This window comes from Cupriavidus sp. WS, assembly GCF_000395345.1.
Lineage (GTDB): Bacteria > Pseudomonadota > Gammaproteobacteria > Burkholderiales > Burkholderiaceae > Cupriavidus > Cupriavidus basilensis_B.
The window spans coordinates 1-17,699 of sequence record NZ_AQPL01000184.1 but is presented as its reverse complement, the minus strand read 5'-3'; the positions used below and the strand labels follow the sequence as shown (position 1 = coordinate 17,699).

At 73.0% G+C, this 17,699-nt stretch carries 17 protein-coding genes; 11 read left to right on the top strand and 6 right to left on the bottom strand.

What is annotated here, in order from left to right; all coding sequences use genetic code 11:
- The 3 genes from K206_RS0115565 to K206_RS0115555 form a co-directional block, all read left to right on the top strand.
- Positions 1–819: tripartite tricarboxylate transporter substrate binding protein (locus K206_RS0115565; RefSeq protein ID WP_020203324.1), on the top strand; the 819-nt coding region annotated here is incomplete at its 5' end.
- Entirely contained in the window at positions 816–2,150 is a 1,335-nt protein-coding gene (locus tag K206_RS0115560; RefSeq protein ID WP_020203323.1) for a 3-isopropylmalate dehydratase large subunit, read from the top strand. The genes K206_RS0115565 and K206_RS0115560, both read left to right, overlap by 4 nt.
- Entirely contained in the window at positions 2,147–2,689 is a 543-nt protein-coding gene (locus K206_RS0115555) for a hypothetical protein (RefSeq protein WP_020203322.1), read from the top strand. The genes K206_RS0115560 and K206_RS0115555 overlap by 4 nt, the downstream gene beginning before the upstream one ends.
- A gap of 49 nt (positions 2,690–2,738) precedes the next feature.
- Here K206_RS0115555 and K206_RS0115550 read toward each other — a convergent pair whose 3' ends face one another.
- Both K206_RS0115550 and K206_RS42850 read right to left on the bottom strand, forming a co-directional pair.
- Positions 2,739–3,434: a phosphoribosyltransferase gene (locus tag K206_RS0115550; protein ID WP_020203321.1), complete on the bottom strand. Its 696-nt coding sequence runs from the start codon at positions 3,432–3,434 to the stop codon at positions 2,739–2,741.
- Positions 3,435–3,462: 28 nt separating this feature from the next.
- On the bottom strand, positions 3,463–3,717 hold the full coding sequence (locus tag K206_RS42850) for a hypothetical protein (protein ID WP_155888087.1): 255 nt from the start codon (positions 3,715–3,717) through the stop codon (positions 3,463–3,465).
- Positions 3,718–3,853: 136 nt separating this feature from the next.
- Here K206_RS42850 and K206_RS0115540 point away from each other — a divergent pair, with 136 nt between their 5' ends.
- On the top strand, positions 3,854–4,036 hold the full coding sequence (locus tag K206_RS0115540; RefSeq protein ID WP_020203319.1) for a hypothetical protein: 183 nt from the start codon (positions 3,854–3,856) through the stop codon (positions 4,034–4,036).
- A 283-nt stretch (positions 4,037–4,319) separates the two neighbouring features.
- On the opposite strand, the gene K206_RS40880 is transcribed toward K206_RS0115540, so the two are convergent.
- Together K206_RS40880 and K206_RS0115530 are read right to left on the bottom strand one after the other, a co-directional pair.
- Positions 4,320–6,008: an EAL domain-containing protein gene (locus K206_RS40880; protein WP_020203318.1), complete on the bottom strand. Its 1,689-nt coding sequence runs from the start codon at positions 6,006–6,008 to the stop codon at positions 4,320–4,322.
- Entirely contained in the window at positions 6,005–8,098 is a 2,094-nt protein-coding gene (locus tag K206_RS0115530; protein ID WP_081651415.1) for an ATP-binding protein, read from the bottom strand. Before K206_RS0115530 ends, K206_RS40880 begins: the two co-directional genes overlap by 4 nt.
- Before the next feature lie 450 nt (positions 8,099–8,548).
- Between K206_RS0115530 and K206_RS0115525 the strand changes: the two genes are divergently transcribed.
- Positions 8,549–9,151: a response regulator gene (locus K206_RS0115525; RefSeq protein ID WP_020203316.1), complete on the top strand. Its 603-nt coding sequence runs from the start codon at positions 8,549–8,551 to the stop codon at positions 9,149–9,151.
- A gap of 487 nt (positions 9,152–9,638) precedes the next feature.
- Here K206_RS0115525 and cynS read toward each other — a convergent pair whose 3' ends face one another.
- Positions 9,639–10,082: a cyanase gene (gene cynS / locus K206_RS0115520; protein WP_020203315.1), complete on the bottom strand. Its 444-nt coding sequence runs from the start codon at positions 10,080–10,082 to the stop codon at positions 9,639–9,641.
- A 33-nt stretch (positions 10,083–10,115) separates the two neighbouring features.
- Positions 10,116–10,241 carry a hypothetical protein gene (locus tag K206_RS44655; RefSeq protein ID WP_020203314.1) on the bottom strand — a complete coding sequence of 42 codons (126 nt, stop codon included), beginning with the start codon at positions 10,239–10,241 and terminating at the stop codon, positions 10,116–10,118.
- Positions 10,242–10,927: 686 nt separating this feature from the next.
- Between K206_RS44655 and K206_RS0115505 the strand changes: the two genes are divergently transcribed.
- From K206_RS0115505 to K206_RS0115480, 6 genes are all read left to right on the top strand, one after another.
- Positions 10,928–11,260, top strand: coding sequence for a YXWGXW repeat-containing protein (locus K206_RS0115505; RefSeq protein ID WP_029043682.1), 333 nt, complete (start codon positions 10,928–10,930; stop codon positions 11,258–11,260).
- Between the two features lie 218 nt (positions 11,261–11,478).
- The gene (locus K206_RS0115500; RefSeq protein WP_020203311.1) at positions 11,479–12,903 is read left to right on the top strand and encodes a mannose-1-phosphate guanylyltransferase/mannose-6-phosphate isomerase; all 1,425 of its coding nucleotides are present in this window, start codon (positions 11,479–11,481) and stop codon (positions 12,901–12,903) included.
- Positions 12,890–14,104 carry a GDP-mannose 4,6-dehydratase gene (gene gmd / locus K206_RS0115495; RefSeq protein ID WP_020203310.1) on the top strand — a complete coding sequence of 405 codons (1,215 nt, stop codon included), beginning with the start codon at positions 12,890–12,892 and terminating at the stop codon, positions 14,102–14,104. Before K206_RS0115500 ends, gmd begins: the two co-directional genes overlap by 14 nt.
- A complete protein-coding gene (locus K206_RS0115490) occupies positions 14,097–15,098 on the top strand; it encodes a GDP-L-fucose synthase (protein ID WP_020203309.1) in 1,002 nt (333 codons plus the stop codon). The genes gmd and K206_RS0115490 overlap by 8 nt, the downstream gene beginning before the upstream one ends.
- Before the next feature lies 1 nt (position 15,099).
- Positions 15,100–16,167: a glycosyltransferase gene (locus K206_RS0115485; protein WP_020203308.1), complete on the top strand. Its 1,068-nt coding sequence runs from the start codon at positions 15,100–15,102 to the stop codon at positions 16,165–16,167.
- Positions 16,168–16,205: 38 nt separating this feature from the next.
- Entirely contained in the window at positions 16,206–17,477 is a 1,272-nt protein-coding gene (locus tag K206_RS0115480; protein WP_029043681.1) for a glycosyltransferase WbuB, read from the top strand.
- Positions 17,478–17,699 lie beyond the last annotated feature (222 nt).

The following is a 17,699-nucleotide window of genomic DNA, read 5'->3' as shown; positions in this document are numbered from 1 at the left end:
ATCGCGCAGGAGATGGCGCGCGAGCTGGACCAGGGCGTGGTGGTGGAGAACCGGCCCGGCGCGGGCGGCAACATCGCCGCCGACCTGGTGGCCAAAAGCGCGCCGGACGGCACCACCTTGCTGATGAGCTTCACCAGCCACACCATCAACGCCACGCTCTACAAGAAGCTGCCGTTCGACCCGATCGAGGACTTCACCCCGATCACGCTGGTCGCCAGCGTGCCGAGCGTGCTGGTGGCCACGCCCGGCCTGCCCGCCAGCAACATCCCCGAGCTGATCCGGCTGGCCAGGAGCCAGCCCGGCAAGCTGAACTTCGCCATCGGCTCGGTGGGCTCGTCGGTGCACCTGGCCGGCGACATGTTCAAGATGATGACCGGCACCTACATCGTCAACATTCCCTACAAGGGCACCGCGCCGGCCATCACCGACCTGCTCGCCGGCCAGGTGGACCTGATGTTCGCCAGCACGCTCAACGTGCTGCCCCACGTCAGGAGCGGCAAGCTCAAGGTGCTGGGCGTGACCAGCCCGGCGCCGCTGCCGCAGTTCCCCGGCGTGGCGCCGATCGGCAACACCGTCAAGGGCTTCGAGTCGAGCGCCTGGTTCGGCCTGTTTGGCCCGGCCGGGCTGCCGCCCGACGTCCTGCAGGCGCTCTACCAGGCCGCCCGCAAGGGCCTGGACACGCCCGCGGTGCGCAAGCGCATGGAAATGGACGGCGCCCAGCCGGTCGGCAGCACGCCGCAGGCATTCGCCGCCTTCGTGCGCGAGGACGTCAAACGCTGGGCCAAGGTGGTCAAATACTCGGGAGCCACGCCCGAATGATGCCACTCGCCGCGCCCGCCCCCGCGCCGGCCAAGCCGACCCCGCCGGCCTTGCCGGCCACCCTGGCCCAGAAACTGGTGGCGCGCGCCGCCGGGCTGGAGACGGTCACGCCGGGCACGGTGGTGACCTGCAAGGTGGACCTGGCGATGTCGCACGACTCCAGCGGCCCGCGCCGCGTGGCGCCGCTGCTGCGCGAGCTGGGCGCCACGGTGTGGGACCCGGAGCGCTACGTGGTGGTGACGGATCACTACGTGCCCGCCGCCGACCCCGAGGCCGAAGCGATCGTGCGCTTTACGCGCGACTGGGTACGCGAGGCGCGCCTGCCCCACTTCATCGACGGCAAGGGCATCTGCCACGTGGTGCTGCCCGAGCATGGCCACGTGCTGCCCGGGCGCTTCATCGTCGGCGGCGACAGCCACAGCCCCACCGGCGGCGCCTTCGGCGCCTACATGTTCGGCATCGGCGCCACCGAGATGGCGGGCGTGCTGGCCACCGGCGAGATCTGGCTGCGCGTGCCGCACACCATCCGCCTGCAGTGGGACGGCACGCTCGGCGCGGGCGTGTGCGCCAAGGACATGATGCTGTTCCTGTGCGGCCGGCTGGGCCTGGGCGGCGGGCGCTACGAGGCCGTCGAGTTCGCCGGCCGGGCGGTGGCCGCGCTGCCCATGCAGGAACGCATGACGCTGTCCAACATGAGCGCCGAGCTGGGCGCGCAGACCGGCCTGATCGCGCCGGACGCCACCACCCTCGCGTGGCTGGCCGAGGCCGGCGTGCCGGCCGCCACGCTGGACGCCATCGCGCCGGAGCACTGGCGCACCGACCCCGGCGCCGCGCTGCTGGAGAGCCTGTGCTTCGATGCCGCCGCGCTGGCGCCGCAGGTGGCCGCGCCCCACTCGCCGGCCAATACCGGCCCGGTGGGCGACGCGGCGGGCCAGCCCGTGGACATCGCCTACCTGGGCGCCTGCACCGGCGCCAAGCTGGAAGACCTGCGCATGGCCGCGAGCGTGCTGCGCGGGCGCCGCGTGGCGCCGGGCGTGAGCCTGCAACTGGCGCCGGCCTCGCTGCGCGACCAGCAGCAGGCCGAGCGCGAAGGCACGCTGGCGGTCCTGCTGGATGCCGGCGCGCACCTGCTGCCCAATGCCTGCAACGCCTGCGCCGGCTACGGCGCCTCGCGCTTCCCGGCCGGCAGCCGCGCCATCGCCTCGACCGCGCGCAACTTCGCCGGACGCATGGGCGACAGCGGCAGCGCGGTGTGGCTGGCGTCGCCGCTGACCGTGGCGGCCAGCGCCGTGGCCGGCCGCATCACCGACCCGCGCGAGATGCTGGCATGAGCCCGGTTCCTCCCGCCCCCGTCCCCGTTGCGGCCCCCGGCGCGCCGCCGCACGGCGGCCGCATCTGGCGCTTCGGCGACCACGTCGACACCGACCAGATGGCGCCGGGCGCCCACATGAAGGGCGGCATCGAGGAGATCGCGCGCCATTGCCTGGCCGGGCTGCGCCCGGAGTTTCCCGGCGCCGTGCGAACGGGCGACGTGGTGGTGGCCGGGCACAACTTCGGCGTCGGCTCGTCGCGCGAGCAGGCGCCGCAGGCCCTGCTCCAGCTCGGCGTGGCCGCGGTGATCGCGCCCTCGTTCGCCGGGCTGTTCTATCGCAACGCCATCAACCTCGGCCTGCCGGTGCTGACCTGCGCCGATACCGCGCGCCTGGCCGACGGCGCGCGCGCGCGGCTCGACCTCGACCTTCCCGCGCTGTGGCTGGCCGACGGCAGCCCGGTCGCCTGCGATGCGATTCCCGCGTTCCTGCGCGCGCTGCTGCGGGCCGGCGGGCTGGTGCCGCACCTGAAGGCCAGGCTGGCGGCGCAGCCGCGCTAGGCGCCGGCGGCCATCGCCAGGCCAACGCCGAAACATTGCCGCGCCGGCATCACGCGGGCCGCCCGCACGCGCTCTGGCGCAGCAGCGCCACGACCTCCTCGTCGGTGGTCTGGCGGAAATCCAGGTAGAACGCGCCCACCGCGCCGAAGCTGGCCGGCACGTTGAGGCAGACCACCTCGTCGGCCGCCGCGCGCAGGCTGGCCAGCCCGTCCGCGGAGGCCACCGGCGCCGCCGCCACCACGGTGCGCGCGCCGGCGCCGCGCACGCCTTCGAGCGCGGCGCGCATGGTGGCGCCGGTCGCCACGCCGTCGTCCACCACGATCACGGTGCGCCCGGCCACGGCCGGCACCGGCGCGCCGCCGCGATAGCGCTGCTGGCGCCGCGCGATCTCGTCGAGCTGGCGGCCGCGCTCGGCGTCGAAGGCGCCGCTGTCGAGCGCGCGCCGGGTCCAGGGGTCGTCGTTGGCGACGGTGTGCGGCGCGCCGCCGGCGGCGTCGCCCTCCACCACCGCGCCGAGCGCCAGCTCGGGATAACCGGGCGCGCCGATCTTGCGCACCAGCAGGATGTCGAGCCGGCCTTCGAGCAGGCGCGCCACCTCGAACGCGACCGGCACGCCGCCGCGCGGCAGCGCCAGCACCAGCGGCGCCTCGCCCAGCGCCGCGGCGCCGTAGCCGAGGCCGGCCAGGTGGCGGCCAAGATAGATCCCGGCCTCGCGGCGATCGGCAAAGCACGGCGGCAACGGCATCGGGCGGGACATGGCCTGACCTCCGGGTTCAGTGGCGCGGTGAGCAAGAGAGCGCGGGGACAAGGCCAAATATAGGCGGATCGGGCGCGCGAATGAAGGCGGGCCTGCATGCGTTTTTTCTCGCGCCGCGCGGGGCCGGGGCAGGCGGCGGCGCCGGCACGGCGCGGGTGGCGCGGACGATGCGGGTGATGCGCACGGCGCGCAGCGCGCGCGATTGAATGCGATTCAGCAACAGTGTGTTTTGCCGCGCCTGGATTTTCTTTCGGCGGGATTTGGCTAACATGGCCCGTACCGATGGCAGCCACCACCCGCGCTGCCGTCTCCACGGCGCGCCATCCCTCGATCAGGGCGGCGCGCAGAGGCATGGCGGCCTGCCGGTCTTGCGGCCGGTGTCATGCGAACCCACTGCGAGAAACACCATGAGCACGCATCACAAACCCGCGCACGACCCCCAACGCACCGACGGCGCCGCGACCGACGCGAACGGCCTGGGCCTCGACATCCCCTTCGGCTCGCTCGAATCCGCCGCGCTGGCCGAGCTGCCGTACACCTTCCGCCCCGTGGGCACCTGCACGCGCTACTACAACGAGTGCTTCAGCTAAGACAGGCGGCCCGCGCACGAACCGCGACGCCGCCTGCGCGCGCCTGCCCCCGGCAGGCACGCGCAGGCGGCGTCTTGCTTTGTTCGCGCGGCATGGCCGGCATCGCGGCGGGGGGCGGAGGGAAAGCGGGAGAGAAATGAAAAGAGCGCCTCGCGTGTCGTCACGAGGCGCTGGCCGGCAAGGGGATCCCGGCAGGGAGTCGCATAGCCCGACGGGGAAGCAAGGCTATAGATTCGATTCTATATCATTTTTTTCACTTTTGAATAGGGTGTCCATTTCATATTTACGCACCGAGCGGCACTTCGCGGGCCGGATCGTGCGGCTTGTGGACACGCCATGAGGACGGCGCCGGCGGCGCCGGCTCGAGCCGCGCGGGCAGCCATTCGCGCAGCGCGGCCGCCGTCATCGGACGGGCGAAAAGATAGCCCTGGCCGAGGCGCACGCCCTTGGCCGCCAGCAGCGCGCGCTGCGGCTCGGACTCGATGCCTTCGGCCACCACGGCGAGATCCAGCGCGTAGGCAAAGTTCAGCGTGGCGTCGACGATCTGGCCGCTGACCTTGTCGCCGGGCTCGGCCTGCACGAACAGGCGGTCGAGCTTGAGGAAATCCACCTCGAAGCGCTTGAAGTACGCCAGGCCGCAGTAGCCGGTGCCGAAGTCGTCCACGGCCAGCTTGATGCCGCGCGCCTTGGCGCGCTGGATCGCGCTGCGCTGGGGCTCGGCCAGCGAGACCGCGTCGCGCTCGGTGATCTCCAGCACCGGCGTGACGTTGGCCTGCAGCAGCGCGAACAGCGCGGAGTCGTCGGCCCAGAAGCCGGCGTCGTCGAAGTGCTCGGCGGTGATGTTGAAGGCGATGTGGAACGCCGGCACCGGCGCCAGCGCAGCGAAGTCGCGCAGCACCTGCGGGATCAGGCACAGCGTCAGCGCCACCGCCAGGCGCTGGCGCTCGATCGCCGGGATGAACGCATCCGGCTCGAGCAGGCCGCGCCGCGGATGCTGCCAGCGCGCCAGCACTTCCACGCCCGTGCACAGGCCGCTTTCGAGATCGACCAGCGGCTGGTAGTACGGCACGAACTCGCCCTGGCGCAGCCCGCGCCGCAGCTCGGCCGCGAACGAGCGGCGCGCGGCGCGCCGCGACTGCCATGCGCACGCCGCCAGCGCGGCCAGCAGGGCCGCCAGCGGCGGCAGCAGCAGGTACTTGAGGCCTTCGTGGAAAATCATGCTGCGCGGCGCGCCGGCGACGACGGCGATCGGATGCCCGGCAAGCTGGCGCACGTCGACGATGCCGTCGCCGCCTTGCCACACGGTGTCGCGCGGCACCAGCGCGGGCACGCCGGCGGCCTCGCCGTGGCCGGGCACCTCGTCCACCCCGGCCGCCCCGGCCGCCTTACCGGCGCCCAGCATGAAGCGCGTGCCGGCGACCTCGATGCCGATGTCGGCGAAGCCCAGCCGGCCGGCCGACTGCACCATGTCGGCCAGGTAGCGCCCGTCCACCCACACCAGCACGCCCTGGCCCGGCGCGGTCCCGGAGAACACCGCCAGCGCGGTGCCCTTGCCGGGGCCGGCCGCGGGGAGCCGGTACTGCAGTCCCGGGCGCCACGGCAGCAGCTCGTCCAGCGGCAGCGCCATCTCGCCGCGCACGGCCGAGCAGTAGCGCATGCCGCGCGCCACCAGCTCCACGTCGAGCACGTAGGCGGTGTAGGCGCCCTGCTCGCGCAGCTGGCGCGCCACGCCGCGGCACGGCACGCCGGCCAGCGCGTGGTCCTGGTGGGCAATGCCGAGCGTGTCGGCCAGCGCCAGCTCGAGGTTGTCGCGCAGCGCCGTGGCGGTCCGCTCCACCCGCGCGCGCGCGTCGTGCGCGGCCAGCAGCACGACCAGCCACAGCGCCAGGCAGCCCGCGGCCAACGCCGCCACCCATGCCGACGCCGGCGGCCGCGCGCCCTGGCCCGGCACCACCCGCAAGCAGCGCATCATGCCGCCGCCGCCGGCAGGCTGAGCGTGATCACGGTGCCCTTGCCGATCTCGCTGCTCAGCGCGATCTGTCCCTGATGCACCGCCACGATCTCGCGCACGATCGCCAGCCCGAGGCCGTTGCCCTTGGCATTGCCGCGGCGGTTGGCCCGGTAAAAGTTGTCGAACGCCATGCCTGCTTCTTCCTTCGTCATGCCGATACCCCGGTCTTCCACCCGCACCGACACCTTGTCGGGCTCCTGCTGCGGCGTCCACACGGTCACGATGACCTCGTCCTTGCCGTCAGAATACTTAAGCGCGTTCTCCACCAGATTGCGCACCGCCTGCGTCAGTTGCACGCGGTCTCCGAGCACGCACAGCGGCGCCTGCGGCGCGCTCACGCGCACCCGCCCGTGCTCGGCGAAATCGCCCGCCACGACATCGCGCACCAGCGCCGCCATGTCCACGCGCTGGCGCTCGAGCGCGCCGCTGCTGCGCGCCTCGATGCGGGCCAGGTCGAGCATGTCGGAGAGCAGGTCGTTGAGCTGGCGCGCGCGCGCGTGGATGGCGTGGTAGATGCCGCGGCGGCGCTCGGGCGGCACCACGTCCGCGCCGAGCAGCTCGGCGTAGCCGGCGATGCCCGCCACGGGCGCCTTGAGCTCGTGCGCGGCGGCCGAGACGAAATGCGACTTCATGCGGTCGTGGCGCAGCTGCGAGGTGATGTCGCGCAGCACCAGCACCAGCCCGCCGCCACCGCCGCCGGCATGCACGATGCGCACCTCGTAGGCCGGCGACACCGCCATGTCGAACTCGATGATGCCGGCGAACTCGGCGCCCGCCTGCGCGCGGTCCAGCTCGGCCAGCAGCTGCTCGGCGCGGCAGGCCTGGCGCGCCGGCTGGCGGCCGCGGTAGAGCCAGTGGACGAACTCGCGCTGGGTGGCGCCGCGCAGCCGCTGCAGCGACACGCCGAGCAGCTCGCACAGCGCGGTGTTGGTCTCGTCGATCACGCGGTCGGCGCCAAACACGGCCACGCCGTCCGGCATGGCGAGAAACAGGCCGCGCAGGTGCTGCTTCTTCTCGGCGAGGATGTCGCGCACCACGCGCTCGCGGTCGGCCAGCGCGGCCAGCGCGCGCAGCGCCGCGAGCTGGCGCACCTGGAAGAACAGCACCAGCACCGTGACCAGCGCGGCGATGCCGAACGCGGCGCACAGGCGGTCGTGGTAGCTGGCCATCGCCGCGCGGCGGCTCACGCCGACCAGCAGCGCGAGGTCGTAGCCCGGCAGGCGCCGGATGGCGTAGATGCGCTCGGCGCCGTCGGGCGTGCCGGCGGCCACGCGGTCGCGCACGCCGCCCGCGCCGATGCTCGTGACCTGGCTCTCGCCGGTGGCGGCCAGCGCCCGGCGCAGCGCCGAGCCGGGCATCAGCACCTGGCCCGGCTGCCGGCCCTGCTCGCTCCAGCGCGCGCGCACCACGTAGTCGTCGGTGCCGGCCAGCAGCACCGCGCCGGACGCGCCCAGCCCGGCGCGCGCGTAGGCCTGCGACAGGTAGCCCGGATCGAGCGACACCACCACCACGCCGAGAAAGCGGCCCGTGGCCCGGGACACGATGCCCTTGGAAAGCTGGATCGACCACGGGCCGCCGATGCGCCCGGGCAGCGGCACGCCCACGTAGAGCGCGGGCGGCAAGCGTTGGCGGTGCAGGTCGAAGAGTTGGGGGTCGCCCGGGTCGGGCGGCGCGAGACTCGCGCTGGTCGAGGCCCGCAGGGTGCCGGCGCGGTCGAACACGGAGACTTCGCTGAAGGGCTCGATCACGAGGGTGCCGCTGCGCGCCCAATGCGCCAGCGGCGGCGCGCGGCCGCGTTCGGCCACGGTGCCGCCGATCAGGGAGGCGACGTGATCGGCCTCGGCCAGGGTGCGCTCGGCCTGTTCGCCCAGCATGGCGGCCACGCGCGCCAGGCTGGCATGGACATGGCGCATCTCGGTGGCGCGGTCCCACAGCGCCCAGGCGCCCAGCGCGGCCCAGATGCCGACGACGATGACCACACCTGACCAGAACGGATGTCGCGCGGAACGATGCGGGCTTGCCAGTGCCTGTCGGTAGATTTCCAGGCTCATGGGAAAGCTACCAAAAAACCAGAATATTGTTCGTCACAGCCGTGAATCCCAGCCTTCGATACGCGCGTGCGCCGGATAACCGGAACCGGCTCGCGCCACTCCTATGACCCTGCGCACCTATCCGCGCGCGGCTGCGGTCCGTGCGCTCCCCCGGTGCCGCTGCCCTTGGGCGTTCCGGGCAGTCTCTCCTTGTGGCAAAGCTTCACAGTATGATCCATCGGGCGGCACCGGCAAGCCGGCCCGGGCCCGCGGGAGAGGCCGCGCGGCGCTGCCGGCCCCGGTGCTGCGCGCGCCATTTCCTCCGGTCTCATTTAGCGATGCCTTATCATCGTTGCGCGCTTTTCTGGCATTAAGTTGCGTTTTGGCCGCTTTCCGAAGAATAATGAAAAAAATACGATATGCAACGCCGCACATTCGCCCCGTGCACGCTGCGGCAGTTGAAGAGGCTCTATGACCGATCTGCGCTTTTATTCCACCAAGACCGCGGCCGAGATGCTTGGCGTCTCCCTGCGCACGGTCCAGCTGTGGGTCGAGAACGGCCGGCTGCCCGCGTGGAAGACCGACGGCGGGCATCGCCGGATCCCGGCCGACGCGGTGGACCGCATGGTGGCGGAGCAGCGCCACCAGTCCGCGCCCGCGCGCAGGGCACCGGCGCCGCCCGCCAGGCCGTTTCGCGTGCTGTTGGTGGAAGACGACGAACATCTGCTGCAGATCTACCGCATGGCGCTCGAGACGCTCGATCCGCCGGTCGAGATCCTCGAAGCCACCAACGGCTACGACGGCCTGCTGCTGATCGGCAGCAGCAAGCCCGACCTGGTCGTGCTGGACCTGATCATGCCCGGCATCGACGGCTTCCGCCTGTGCCGCACCATCGACGCGCAGCAGGAATTCGCCGCCACCCGCATCGCGGTGGTCACGTCGCTGGACAAGCACGCGATCGCCGACCGCGGGGGCGTCCCGCCCCATATCCGCGTGTTCTCGAAACCGATCCCGATGTCGGTGTTGCAGTCGCTGGTGGTGACCTTGCAGGTCAGCCCGGGCACGCCCGCCTAGACCCCGGCGCGCCGGCGGAAATCAGCGCGGGTATTGTATATCATTTTTTTCATCTAGCCGCCAGCACGCATTTTCATATTTACGCAATTGGTCCCGCGCCCGAGCGCTGCCGCCCGCCTGCGCGGCGCACCTCCGTGGTGTCCCCCGAGATGTCCCCCGAGATGTCCTCCGCAGCGTCCCCGCAGCGCCTGCGGCGCGCAGCGTACCCGTTTCTGCGGGCAGCGAAAATCCGGTTGCGTACCCGTTTCTGCGTGATCGCGGCGGCCGTGCCGGCAGGCCGCCAGACCCCCGAAAAGCCGACGCGCGGGCGGTTTCACGCGCACGCCAGCCTCCCTGGGCCGGTCGGGGCAGCCGGATTGCGCGAAAAAACGCACCCCGATCCCGTTCCCGGCACCGGGTGCGTACCCGTTTCTGCGGAGGTTTTCTTGCGAAATCCCCGCGGGCGTACCCGTTTCTGCGCGATGCGCCGCCGGATGCGCGGCGGGCTTCAGTAGGTCTTGTAAGGTAGGAACTTGCCCGACATCTCGATGCGCACGCGGTCGCCGTTGGGGTCGGGCTCGCGCCGCAGGTCCATGCGGAAGTCGATCGCGCTCATGATGCCGTCGCCGAACTCCTCGTGGATCAGCGCCTTGAAGGTGGTGCCGTATACGCTGACGAGCTCGTAGAAGCGGTAGATCAGCGGATCGGCCGGCACGGCCGTGGGCAGCGAGCCCTTGTACGGCACCTCGCGCAGCCAGGGCCCGGCCTCGGGCGGCAGGCCGAAGATCTCCATCACCGCCTGCGCGCCCGGCGCGTCGAAGGCCATCTGGCCGAGGCAGGCCGCGGTCGTCCACTCCTTGCTCTTGCCGACCTTGGCGGCCACGTCGGCCCAGCGGATGCCCTTTGTCACCTTGGCTTCGATGATCAGGTCGGTTACGTCGCTACGGTTCATTTCACAGGCCTCCTGTCGGCGGTTGGGATGAGGTCAGGGCAGCCCGCCCGGCCCGGCGCTGGCGGCAATGCGCGCGCTGTCGTAGCGCGCGATCGCGACGAACGTGGTGGCGCCCGGCACCAGGGCCTGCAGCGCGAGTACGACGACGAGGATGGGCATGGCGTTCTCCCGTGACGAAGCGCACCGCGCAAGGTTCATGCCACTGGCCGGCGTGGCGTGCGCGGCGCCGGCGCACTGCCGCGGGGATCGCCGGCAGCAGTGCGCACCCGCCGCCGGCCGCCGCGCCCCCAAGCAGTGCAGCGCCGCCGCGCGCGCCGGCGGACACGCGGCGGCAGGCCCGGAACGCGCCGCCCGCACGCGCAAAACCTTGCGCGAATTATTTCCGATGTAACGCCACATTACGCCTGCGCGGGACTTCGCGCCGGCGCGGCGGGTGCCGCGCGAGGTACGCGGCGCGGGCCGCGCGCCCAATGCCGGCAAGGCCTGGCGAGCCGCCGCGGGACTCGCGCGAAAGCGCCGCGCGCGCCCCGCGCGGGCCCGCACAAATGTGAACACCCCTTACAAGTGCAAGCACACCGGCGCCATGCCGCTGGCTACAGTGAAGCCGTGTTCAACCCCACGCCAGTCACGGAGCCCCCGACATGAAACGCGCCATCGCCCTCGTCGTCCTGCTTTCCACCACGGCCGCGCTGCTGTCCGCCTGCATCGTGGTGCCGCCGCGCGGCGGCCCGCCGCCCTACCGCTACCACGACCGCTACTGAGCGCCGCGCGGCCGGCACCGCCGCGGCCGTACCACCCGCACCATACGCACCATACGCACCAACCGCATCACTGGGAGCCGAATCATGAAACGCCAATTGCTGCTCGCCCTCACCACCATCGCCGCCGGCGCCGCGCTTGGCATCATCTCGCCGGCGCAGGCGCAGGCCTATCCGCCGGGCTACCACGGCGGGCCGGCCTACGTGCGCCCGGCCCCGCCGCCGCCGCGCTACGAGCCGCGCCCGGGCGCGCGTCCCGGCCAGGCCTGGGTGCCCGGCCACTGGGTCGCCGCCGGCGGCCGCTACGACTGGCGCGGCGGCTACTGGACCCGCGCCCGCGCGGGCCAGCGCTACGTGCCCGAGCGCTGGGTGCAGGGGCCGCGCGGCTGGACCATGCGGCCCGGCTACTGGGCGCGCTGACGCGCGCGCCGCATATCGTCGCAATATCCGTCGCGGTATCCGTCGCAGTACCTTCGCAACGAACGTCCCCGCCCCGGCGGGGACGTTGCTTTCGGGGCCCCCGCCCCTGTGTGTGCTAGCCAACAGTCCCCGTCCGGGGCGCGGCATACAGTCTGCTCACTACCCGCCACCCGGCCCGCCGCGCGCGCCGGACTTCGTGTTGCGTGAAGGAGCGTGCCATGCCTGACGACAACCGGATCGTGCCTGTCATCCTGTGTGGCGGCGCCGGCTCGCGCCTGTGGCCGCTGTCGCGCGACGGCCATCCCAAGCAGTTCCTGCGCCTGCTCGGGCGCGACTCGCTGCTGCAGGACACGCTGCTGCGCGTGCGCGAGATTCCCGGCGCGCAGTGCCCCATCCTGGTCAGCAACGAGGCGCACCGCTTCGTGGTGGCCGAGCAGGCGCGCGAGGCCGGCTGCGAGCTGGGCGCCATCATGCTCGAGCCGCACCCGCGCAATACCGCGCCGGCCGCGGCCGTGGCCGCGCTGCACGCGCGCACGGGCGGCGCCGACCCGGTGCTGCTGGTGCTGCCCTCGGACCACCTGATCCACGACCGCGCCGCGTTCGCGCGCACCGTGTGCGAGGCCGGCGCGGTGGCCGCCACCGGCGTGGTGGTCACGCTCGGCGTGGCGCCCACCTTTCCCGCCACCGGCTACGGCTACATCAAGGCCGTATCCAGCAACGCCGCCGCGCTGATGGCGGTCACGCGCTTCGTCGAGAAGCCTTCGCTGGACGTCGCCACGGCCTACCTGCAGGAAGGCAACTGCTTCTGGAACAGCGGCATCTTCCTGTTCCGCGCCTCGACCTATCTCGCGGCGCTCGAGCAGTTCGCGCCGGACATCCTGCTGGCCGCGCAGGAGGCAATGGTGCGCGGCCAGCGCGACCTCGACTTCTTCCGGCTCGACGCCGAATCGTTCGCCGCCTGCCGCGCGGACTCGATCGACTACGCCGTGATGGAGCACCTGCGCGACGCGCAGATGGCGCCGCTGGCGTCCGACTGGAGCGACGTCGGCTCGTGGGACGCGGTGTGGCAGGCCGCGGACAAGACCGCCGACGGCAACGTGGCGATCGGCGACGTGGTCACGCACCGCGCGCAGGGCTGCCTGGTGCATGCCTCGCACCGGCTGGTGGCGGTGGCCGGACTGGACGACGTGATGGTGGTGGAGACGCCCGACGTGGTGCTGGTGGTGCACAAGAACCACTGCCAGGACGTCAAGCAGCTGGTGGAGCTGGTGCGCGGCCAGGGCCGCCCCGAGGCCACCCGGCACCGGCAGGTGTACCGGCCGTGGGGCTCGTACGACGCGGTGGACCACGGCGCGCGCTACCAGGTCAAGCGCATCTCGGTCAAACCCGGCGCCAAGCTCTCGCTGCAGATGCACCACCACCGCGCCGAGCACTGGGTGGTGGTGTCGGGCACCGCGCGCGTGCGGCGCGGCGACGTCGAATACCTGCTGACCGAGGACCAGTCCACCTACATCCCGATCGGCGAGACCCACAGCCTCGAAAACCCCGGCCGCATCCCGCTCGAACTGATCGAGATCCAGTCCGGCTCCTACCTCGGCGAAGACGACATCATCCGCATGGCAGACATCTATGGGCGCACATGAACTCGATCCCCTCGGCCGGCTCGCGGCGCGCGAAACGCTGCCCGAGCCCGAGCCCGGCACCGGCACGCCGCCGCGCGCGCGGCGCGCGCTGATCACCGGCATCACCGGCCAGGATGGCGCCTACCTGTGCGAGCTGCTGCTCGCCAAGGGCTACGAGGTGCACGGCGTCAAGCGCCGCAGTTCGCTGTTCAACACCGAGCGCATCGACCACCTGTACCAGGACCCGCAGGCGCCCGGGCGCAGCCTGATCCTGCACCACGGCGACATGACCGACACCGCCAGCCTGGTGCGCGTGGTGCAGCAGTCGCAGCCCGACGAGATCTACAACCTGGCCGCGCAAAGCCACGTGCAGGTGTCGTTCGAGGAGCCGGAGTACACCGCCAACACCGATGCGCTGGGCACGCTGCGCCTGCTCGAGGCGGTGCGCATCCTCGGCATGGAAAAGCACGCGCGCTTCTACCAGGCCTCCACCTCCGAGCTGTACGGGCTGGTGCAGGAGACCCCGCAGCGCGAGACCACGCCGTTCTATCCGCGCAGCCCCTACGCCGCGGCCAAGCTCTACGCCTACTGGATCACGGTGAATTACCGCGAGGCCTACGGCATGTACGCCTGCAACGGCATCCTGTTCAATCACGAAAGCCCCGAGCGCGGCGAGACCTTCGTCACGCGCAAGATCACGCGCGCGGTGGCGCGCATCGCGCTGGGGCTGCAGGACACGCTGTACCTGGGCAACCTGTCGGCGCTGCGCGACTGGGGCCACGCGCGCGACTACGTGGAAATGCAGTGGCTGATGCTGCAGCAGGACCAGCCCGAGGACTACGTGATCGCCAGCGGCGAGCAGCACAGCGTGCGCGAGTTCGTGCAGTGCGCGGCGGCCGAGCTGGGCATCGCGGTGCGCTTCGAGGGCGAGGGCGAGGCGGAGACCGGCGTAGTGGCCGCCATCGACCGCCACGCGGCGCCGGTGGCGGCGCGCTGCAAGGTCGGCGACGTGATCGTGCGCGTGGACCCGCGCTATTTCCGCCCGACCGAAGTGCAGACCCTGCTGGGCGACGCCGGCAAGGCGCGCGAGCGGCTCGGCTGGGCGCCGCGCACGCGCTTCGCCGAGCTGGTGCGCGAGATGGCGCAGGCCGACTTCGCCGCCGCGCGCCGCGACGCCTTCGTCAAGCTGGCCGGCTTCCGGGCCTACGACCATCATGAGTGAGCGCGCCGCGCGGCCACCGCGCGTCTTCGTCGCGGGCCACCGCGGCATGGCCGGCTCGGCCATCGTGCGCGCGCTGCAGGCGCGCGCCGAGGCCGAGACCGTCACGCGCGCGCATGCCGAGCTCGACCTGACCGACCAGCAGCAGGTGCGCGCGTTCTTCGCCGCCGAGGCGCTCGACGAGGTCTACCTCGCGGCCGCGCGCGTGGGCGGCATCCACGCCAACCACACCTATCCGGCCGAGTTCATCCAGCAGAACCTGATGATCGCGGCCAACGTCATCCACGAGGCCTGGCGCGCCGGCGTGACACGCCTGCTGTTCCTTGGCTCGAGCTGCATCTACCCGAAGTTCGCGCCGCAGCCGATCGGCGAGGCCGCGCTGCTGACCGGGCCGCTGGAGCCCACCAACGCGCCCTACGCGCTGGCCAAGATCGCCGGCATCGCGCTGTGCGAGAGCTACAACCGCCAGTACGGCACCGACTACCGCTGCGTGATGCCGACCAACCTGTACGGCCCCGGCGACAACTACCACCCCGACAACAGCCACGTCATCCCGGGCCTGCTGCGGCGCTTCCACGAAGCCGGCATGGCGCACGCCGAGCACGTGCCGGTGTGGGGCAGCGGCGCGCCGCTGCGCGAATTTCTCTATGCCGACGATCTCGCCGCGGCCTGCCTGCACGTGATGGCGCTGCCGCGCGAGGTGTACCGCCGCACCGCGCCGGCCGGCTTCCTCAACGTGGGCAGCAGCGAGGAGGTCAGCATCCGCGAGCTGGCCACGCTGGTGGCGCAGACCGTGAGCTTTCGCGGCGGCATCGTCTTCGACCACCGCAAGCCCGACGGCACGCCGCGCAAGCGGCTGGACTGCGCGGCGCTCGCCGCCACCGGCTGGCAGCCGGCGGTGGCGCTGCGCGACGGCCTGCGGCTGGCGTACCTGGATGCATTGCAGAGCGGGAGGCTGCCGCACGGCACCGCGCCCGCACAACGTGTGGAGGCCTGACATGAAGCCGCTGTTCCGCAACCCCGACAAGCCGGCGCCCGCGCGCGTCGCCCCGGCAAGCGCGACCCCCGCCGCGGCGCCGGGCGCCGGCGGCCTGTGGCCGGGCCAGATCGTGTTTCCCGCCGGCGCGGCGGGCGCGGGGCTGTGGCGGCGCTGCCTGCAGCAGGTGCGCGCCATCGCGCTGAGCCCCGGCGCGCTGGTGATCCTGGCCGGGCAGACCCGCATCGAGAACTGGACCATGCTGCTGGCCAGCATGGCGATGCAGCGGCGGCGCGCGGCGTTCTTCCACGGCGCGGCCTTCGCCAGCATGCCCGGGCGCCTGGGCGCGTTCGCCGACGCGGTGCTGCTGCGCCGCTGCCACGGCGTGTTCGTCGGCACCGACCGCGGCTGCGCGCGCGCCATCGCCGCCGACGTGCCGCCGCGCCGGATCTTCGCCTGCCGCCCGCCGGCGGTGCTGCCCGAGGGCTTCGACGCCGCCGCCGAGCTGCGCGCGCGCGCCGAGCTGGCGCCGCCGCCGCACGCGCCGCACTACCTGTACGTGGGCGCGCTGGTGCACAGCGCCGCCATGACGCTGCTGCTGCGCGCGTTCGCCGCGGCGCGCGCGCAGTGGCCCGCGGCCACGCTGTCGCTGGTCGGCAGGGGCGCCGGCTACGGCGCCCTGCGCGCGGCCGCCAACGCGCTCGGGCTGGGAGCCTCGGTGCGCTTTCTCGGCGCGATGGCGCCGGCCGACGTCGCGGTCGAGTACCGCAAGGCGAGCTGCCTGGTGCTGCCCGAGGCGGACCAGCGCTGGCACCCGCTGGTGCGCGAGGCGCTGAGCTACGGTTGCCCGGTGGTGGTGAGCGTCAACAACGACGACGCCGGCGAGCTGGTGCGCGACGGCGTCACCGGCCTGTACTTCAAGCCCGGCGACGCCGCCGCGCTGGCCCGGCGCCTGGCGCAGGTGCCCGCGCACTTCGGCGACGCCGCCAGCGCCGCGCGCTGCCAGGCCGCCGCGCTGGCCCACTCGCCCGGCGCGGCGGGCCGCGCCATCGCCGCGGGCTGCGTGCGGATCATGGACACGGCCGGCTGACGCGCGCCGCCACATCACCATGCCGGGGACGCCGCGCCATGAAGATACTGATGTACTGCCTCAACTACGCGCCCGAGCTGACCGGCATCGGCAAGTACACCTGCGAGCAGGCCGAATGGCTGGCCGCGCGCGGCCATGAGGTGCGCGTGGTCACGGCGCCGCCGTACTACCCGGCGTGGCGCGTGGCCGAGGGCTACCGCGCCTGGCGGTACCGGCGCGAGCGCCGCCGCTGGGTGGAGGTGTTCCGCGCGCCGCTGTGGGTGCCGGCCCGGCCCACCGGCCTCGCGCGCCTGCTGCATCTGGCCAGCTTCGCCGTGTCCAGCCTGCCCAGCCTGATGCTGCAGCTGCGCTGGCGCCCCGACGTGCTGTTCGTGGTGGAGCCGCCGCTGATGTGCGCGCCGGCCGCGCTGCTGTTCGCGCGCTGGAGCGGCTGCAAGACCTGGCTGCACGTGCAGGACTACGAGGTCGACGCCGCCTTCGCGCTGGGGCTGCTGCGCCGGCCCTGGCTGCAGCGCCTGGCGCGGCGCGTGGAGCAGCGCCTGATGGCGCGCTTCGACCGGGTCTCGTCGATCTCGCAGGCGATGGTCGCGCTGGCGCGCGGCAAGGGCGCCGCGGCGCAGCGCGCCGCGCTGCTGCCCAACTGGGTCAACCTGCGCGAGATCGGCGCCGCCGGCGGCGCCGACGCCACGCTGGCGCGGCGCATGCTCGAACTGCCGCCCGGCGCCGTGCTCGCGCTCTACGCCGGCAACATGGGCGCCAAGCAGGGGCTCGACGTCATGGCCGCGGCCGCGCGCCTGCTGAAGGACCACGACACGCTGCACTTCGTCTTCTGCGGCGACGGCGCCGGACGCGCCGCACTGGAGGCGGACTGCGCCGGGCTGCCGCGCGTGCGCTTCCTGCCGCTGCAGCCGGCCGCCATGTTCGCCGCGCTGCTGTGCGCCGCCGACATCCACCTGCTGCCGCAGCGCGCCGGCGCCGCCGACCTCGTGATGCCGTCCAAGCTGACCGGCATGCTGGCCAGCGCGCGGCCCGTCGTCGCCACGGCGCAGCCGGCCACCGAGCTTGGCCGCGCGCTGGCACAATGCGGCGTGCTGGTGCCGCCCGGCGACGCCGCGGCGCTGGCCGGTGCGATCGGCACGCTGGCGGCGCAGCCCGCGCTGCGCGCGCACCTGGGCGCGGCCGGGCGCCGCTGGGCCGAGCAGCACCTGGACCGCGACATGGTGCTCGGCGAACTGGAGAAGGCGCTGTTCGCGCTGGCGCGGCCGCAACCCGCGCAGACTTCCGCGGCCGCGCGCGTGAGCCAGGAATAGCATCGGCTCACGCCAACTCACACCGGCCCACGCCGACTCACGACACCGCGCCGCGCGCGATGCCGGCCCGCCGGGGCTCACTGCCCCGCCGGCAGGGTCGGTTCGCGTGCCGCGGCGCTGGCCACACTAGCCGGCGCGACCGGGATGGCCGCGGCCGGGCCGGGCCGCGCGCCGAAGCCGGGCGCCGCCTTGTACCCGTACCGGCGGGCGCGCCGCCGGGCC

What these genes read in the sequence shown, in the direction of transcription:
- K206_RS0115555 (WP_020203322.1), top strand. Translation starts at nt 2,147, where the DNA reads ATGAGCCCGGTTCCTCCCGCCCCCGTCCCCGTTGCGGCCCCCGGCGCG.
- K206_RS44655 (WP_020203314.1), bottom strand. Translation starts at nt 10,241, where the DNA reads ATGCCCATCCTCGTCGTCGTACTCGCGCTGCAGGCCCTGGTGCCGGGC.
- K206_RS0115490 (WP_020203309.1), top strand. Translation starts at nt 14,097, where the DNA reads ATGAGTGAGCGCGCCGCGCGGCCACCGCGCGTCTTCGTCGCGGGCCAC.
- K206_RS0115560 (WP_020203323.1), top strand. Translation starts at nt 816, where the DNA reads ATGATGCCACTCGCCGCGCCCGCCCCCGCGCCGGCCAAGCCGACCCCG.
- K206_RS40880 (WP_020203318.1), bottom strand. Translation starts at nt 6,008, where the DNA reads ATGATGCGCTGCTTGCGGGTGGTGCCGGGCCAGGGCGCGCGGCCGCCG.
- cynS (WP_020203315.1), bottom strand. Translation starts at nt 10,082, where the DNA reads ATGAACCGTAGCGACGTAACCGACCTGATCATCGAAGCCAAGGTGACA.
- K206_RS0115505 (WP_029043682.1), top strand. Translation starts at nt 10,928, where the DNA reads ATGAAACGCCAATTGCTGCTCGCCCTCACCACCATCGCCGCCGGCGCC.
- K206_RS0115530 (WP_081651415.1), bottom strand. Translation starts at nt 8,098, where the DNA reads ATGAGCCTGGAAATCTACCGACAGGCACTGGCAAGCCCGCATCGTTCC.
- K206_RS0115540 (WP_020203319.1), top strand. Translation starts at nt 3,854, where the DNA reads ATGAGCACGCATCACAAACCCGCGCACGACCCCCAACGCACCGACGGC.
- K206_RS0115500 (WP_020203311.1), top strand. Translation starts at nt 11,479, where the DNA reads ATGCCTGACGACAACCGGATCGTGCCTGTCATCCTGTGTGGCGGCGCC.
- gmd (WP_020203310.1), top strand. Translation starts at nt 12,890, where the DNA reads ATGGGCGCACATGAACTCGATCCCCTCGGCCGGCTCGCGGCGCGCGAA.
- K206_RS0115480 (WP_029043681.1), top strand. Translation starts at nt 16,206, where the DNA reads ATGAAGATACTGATGTACTGCCTCAACTACGCGCCCGAGCTGACCGGC.
- K206_RS0115525 (WP_020203316.1), top strand. Translation starts at nt 8,549, where the DNA reads ATGACCGATCTGCGCTTTTATTCCACCAAGACCGCGGCCGAGATGCTT.
- K206_RS0115550 (WP_020203321.1), bottom strand. Translation starts at nt 3,434, where the DNA reads ATGCCGTTGCCGCCGTGCTTTGCCGATCGCCGCGAGGCCGGGATCTAT.
- K206_RS42850 (WP_155888087.1), bottom strand. Translation starts at nt 3,717, where the DNA reads ATGTTAGCCAAATCCCGCCGAAAGAAAATCCAGGCGCGGCAAAACACA.
- K206_RS0115485 (WP_020203308.1), top strand. Translation starts at nt 15,100, where the DNA reads ATGAAGCCGCTGTTCCGCAACCCCGACAAGCCGGCGCCCGCGCGCGTC.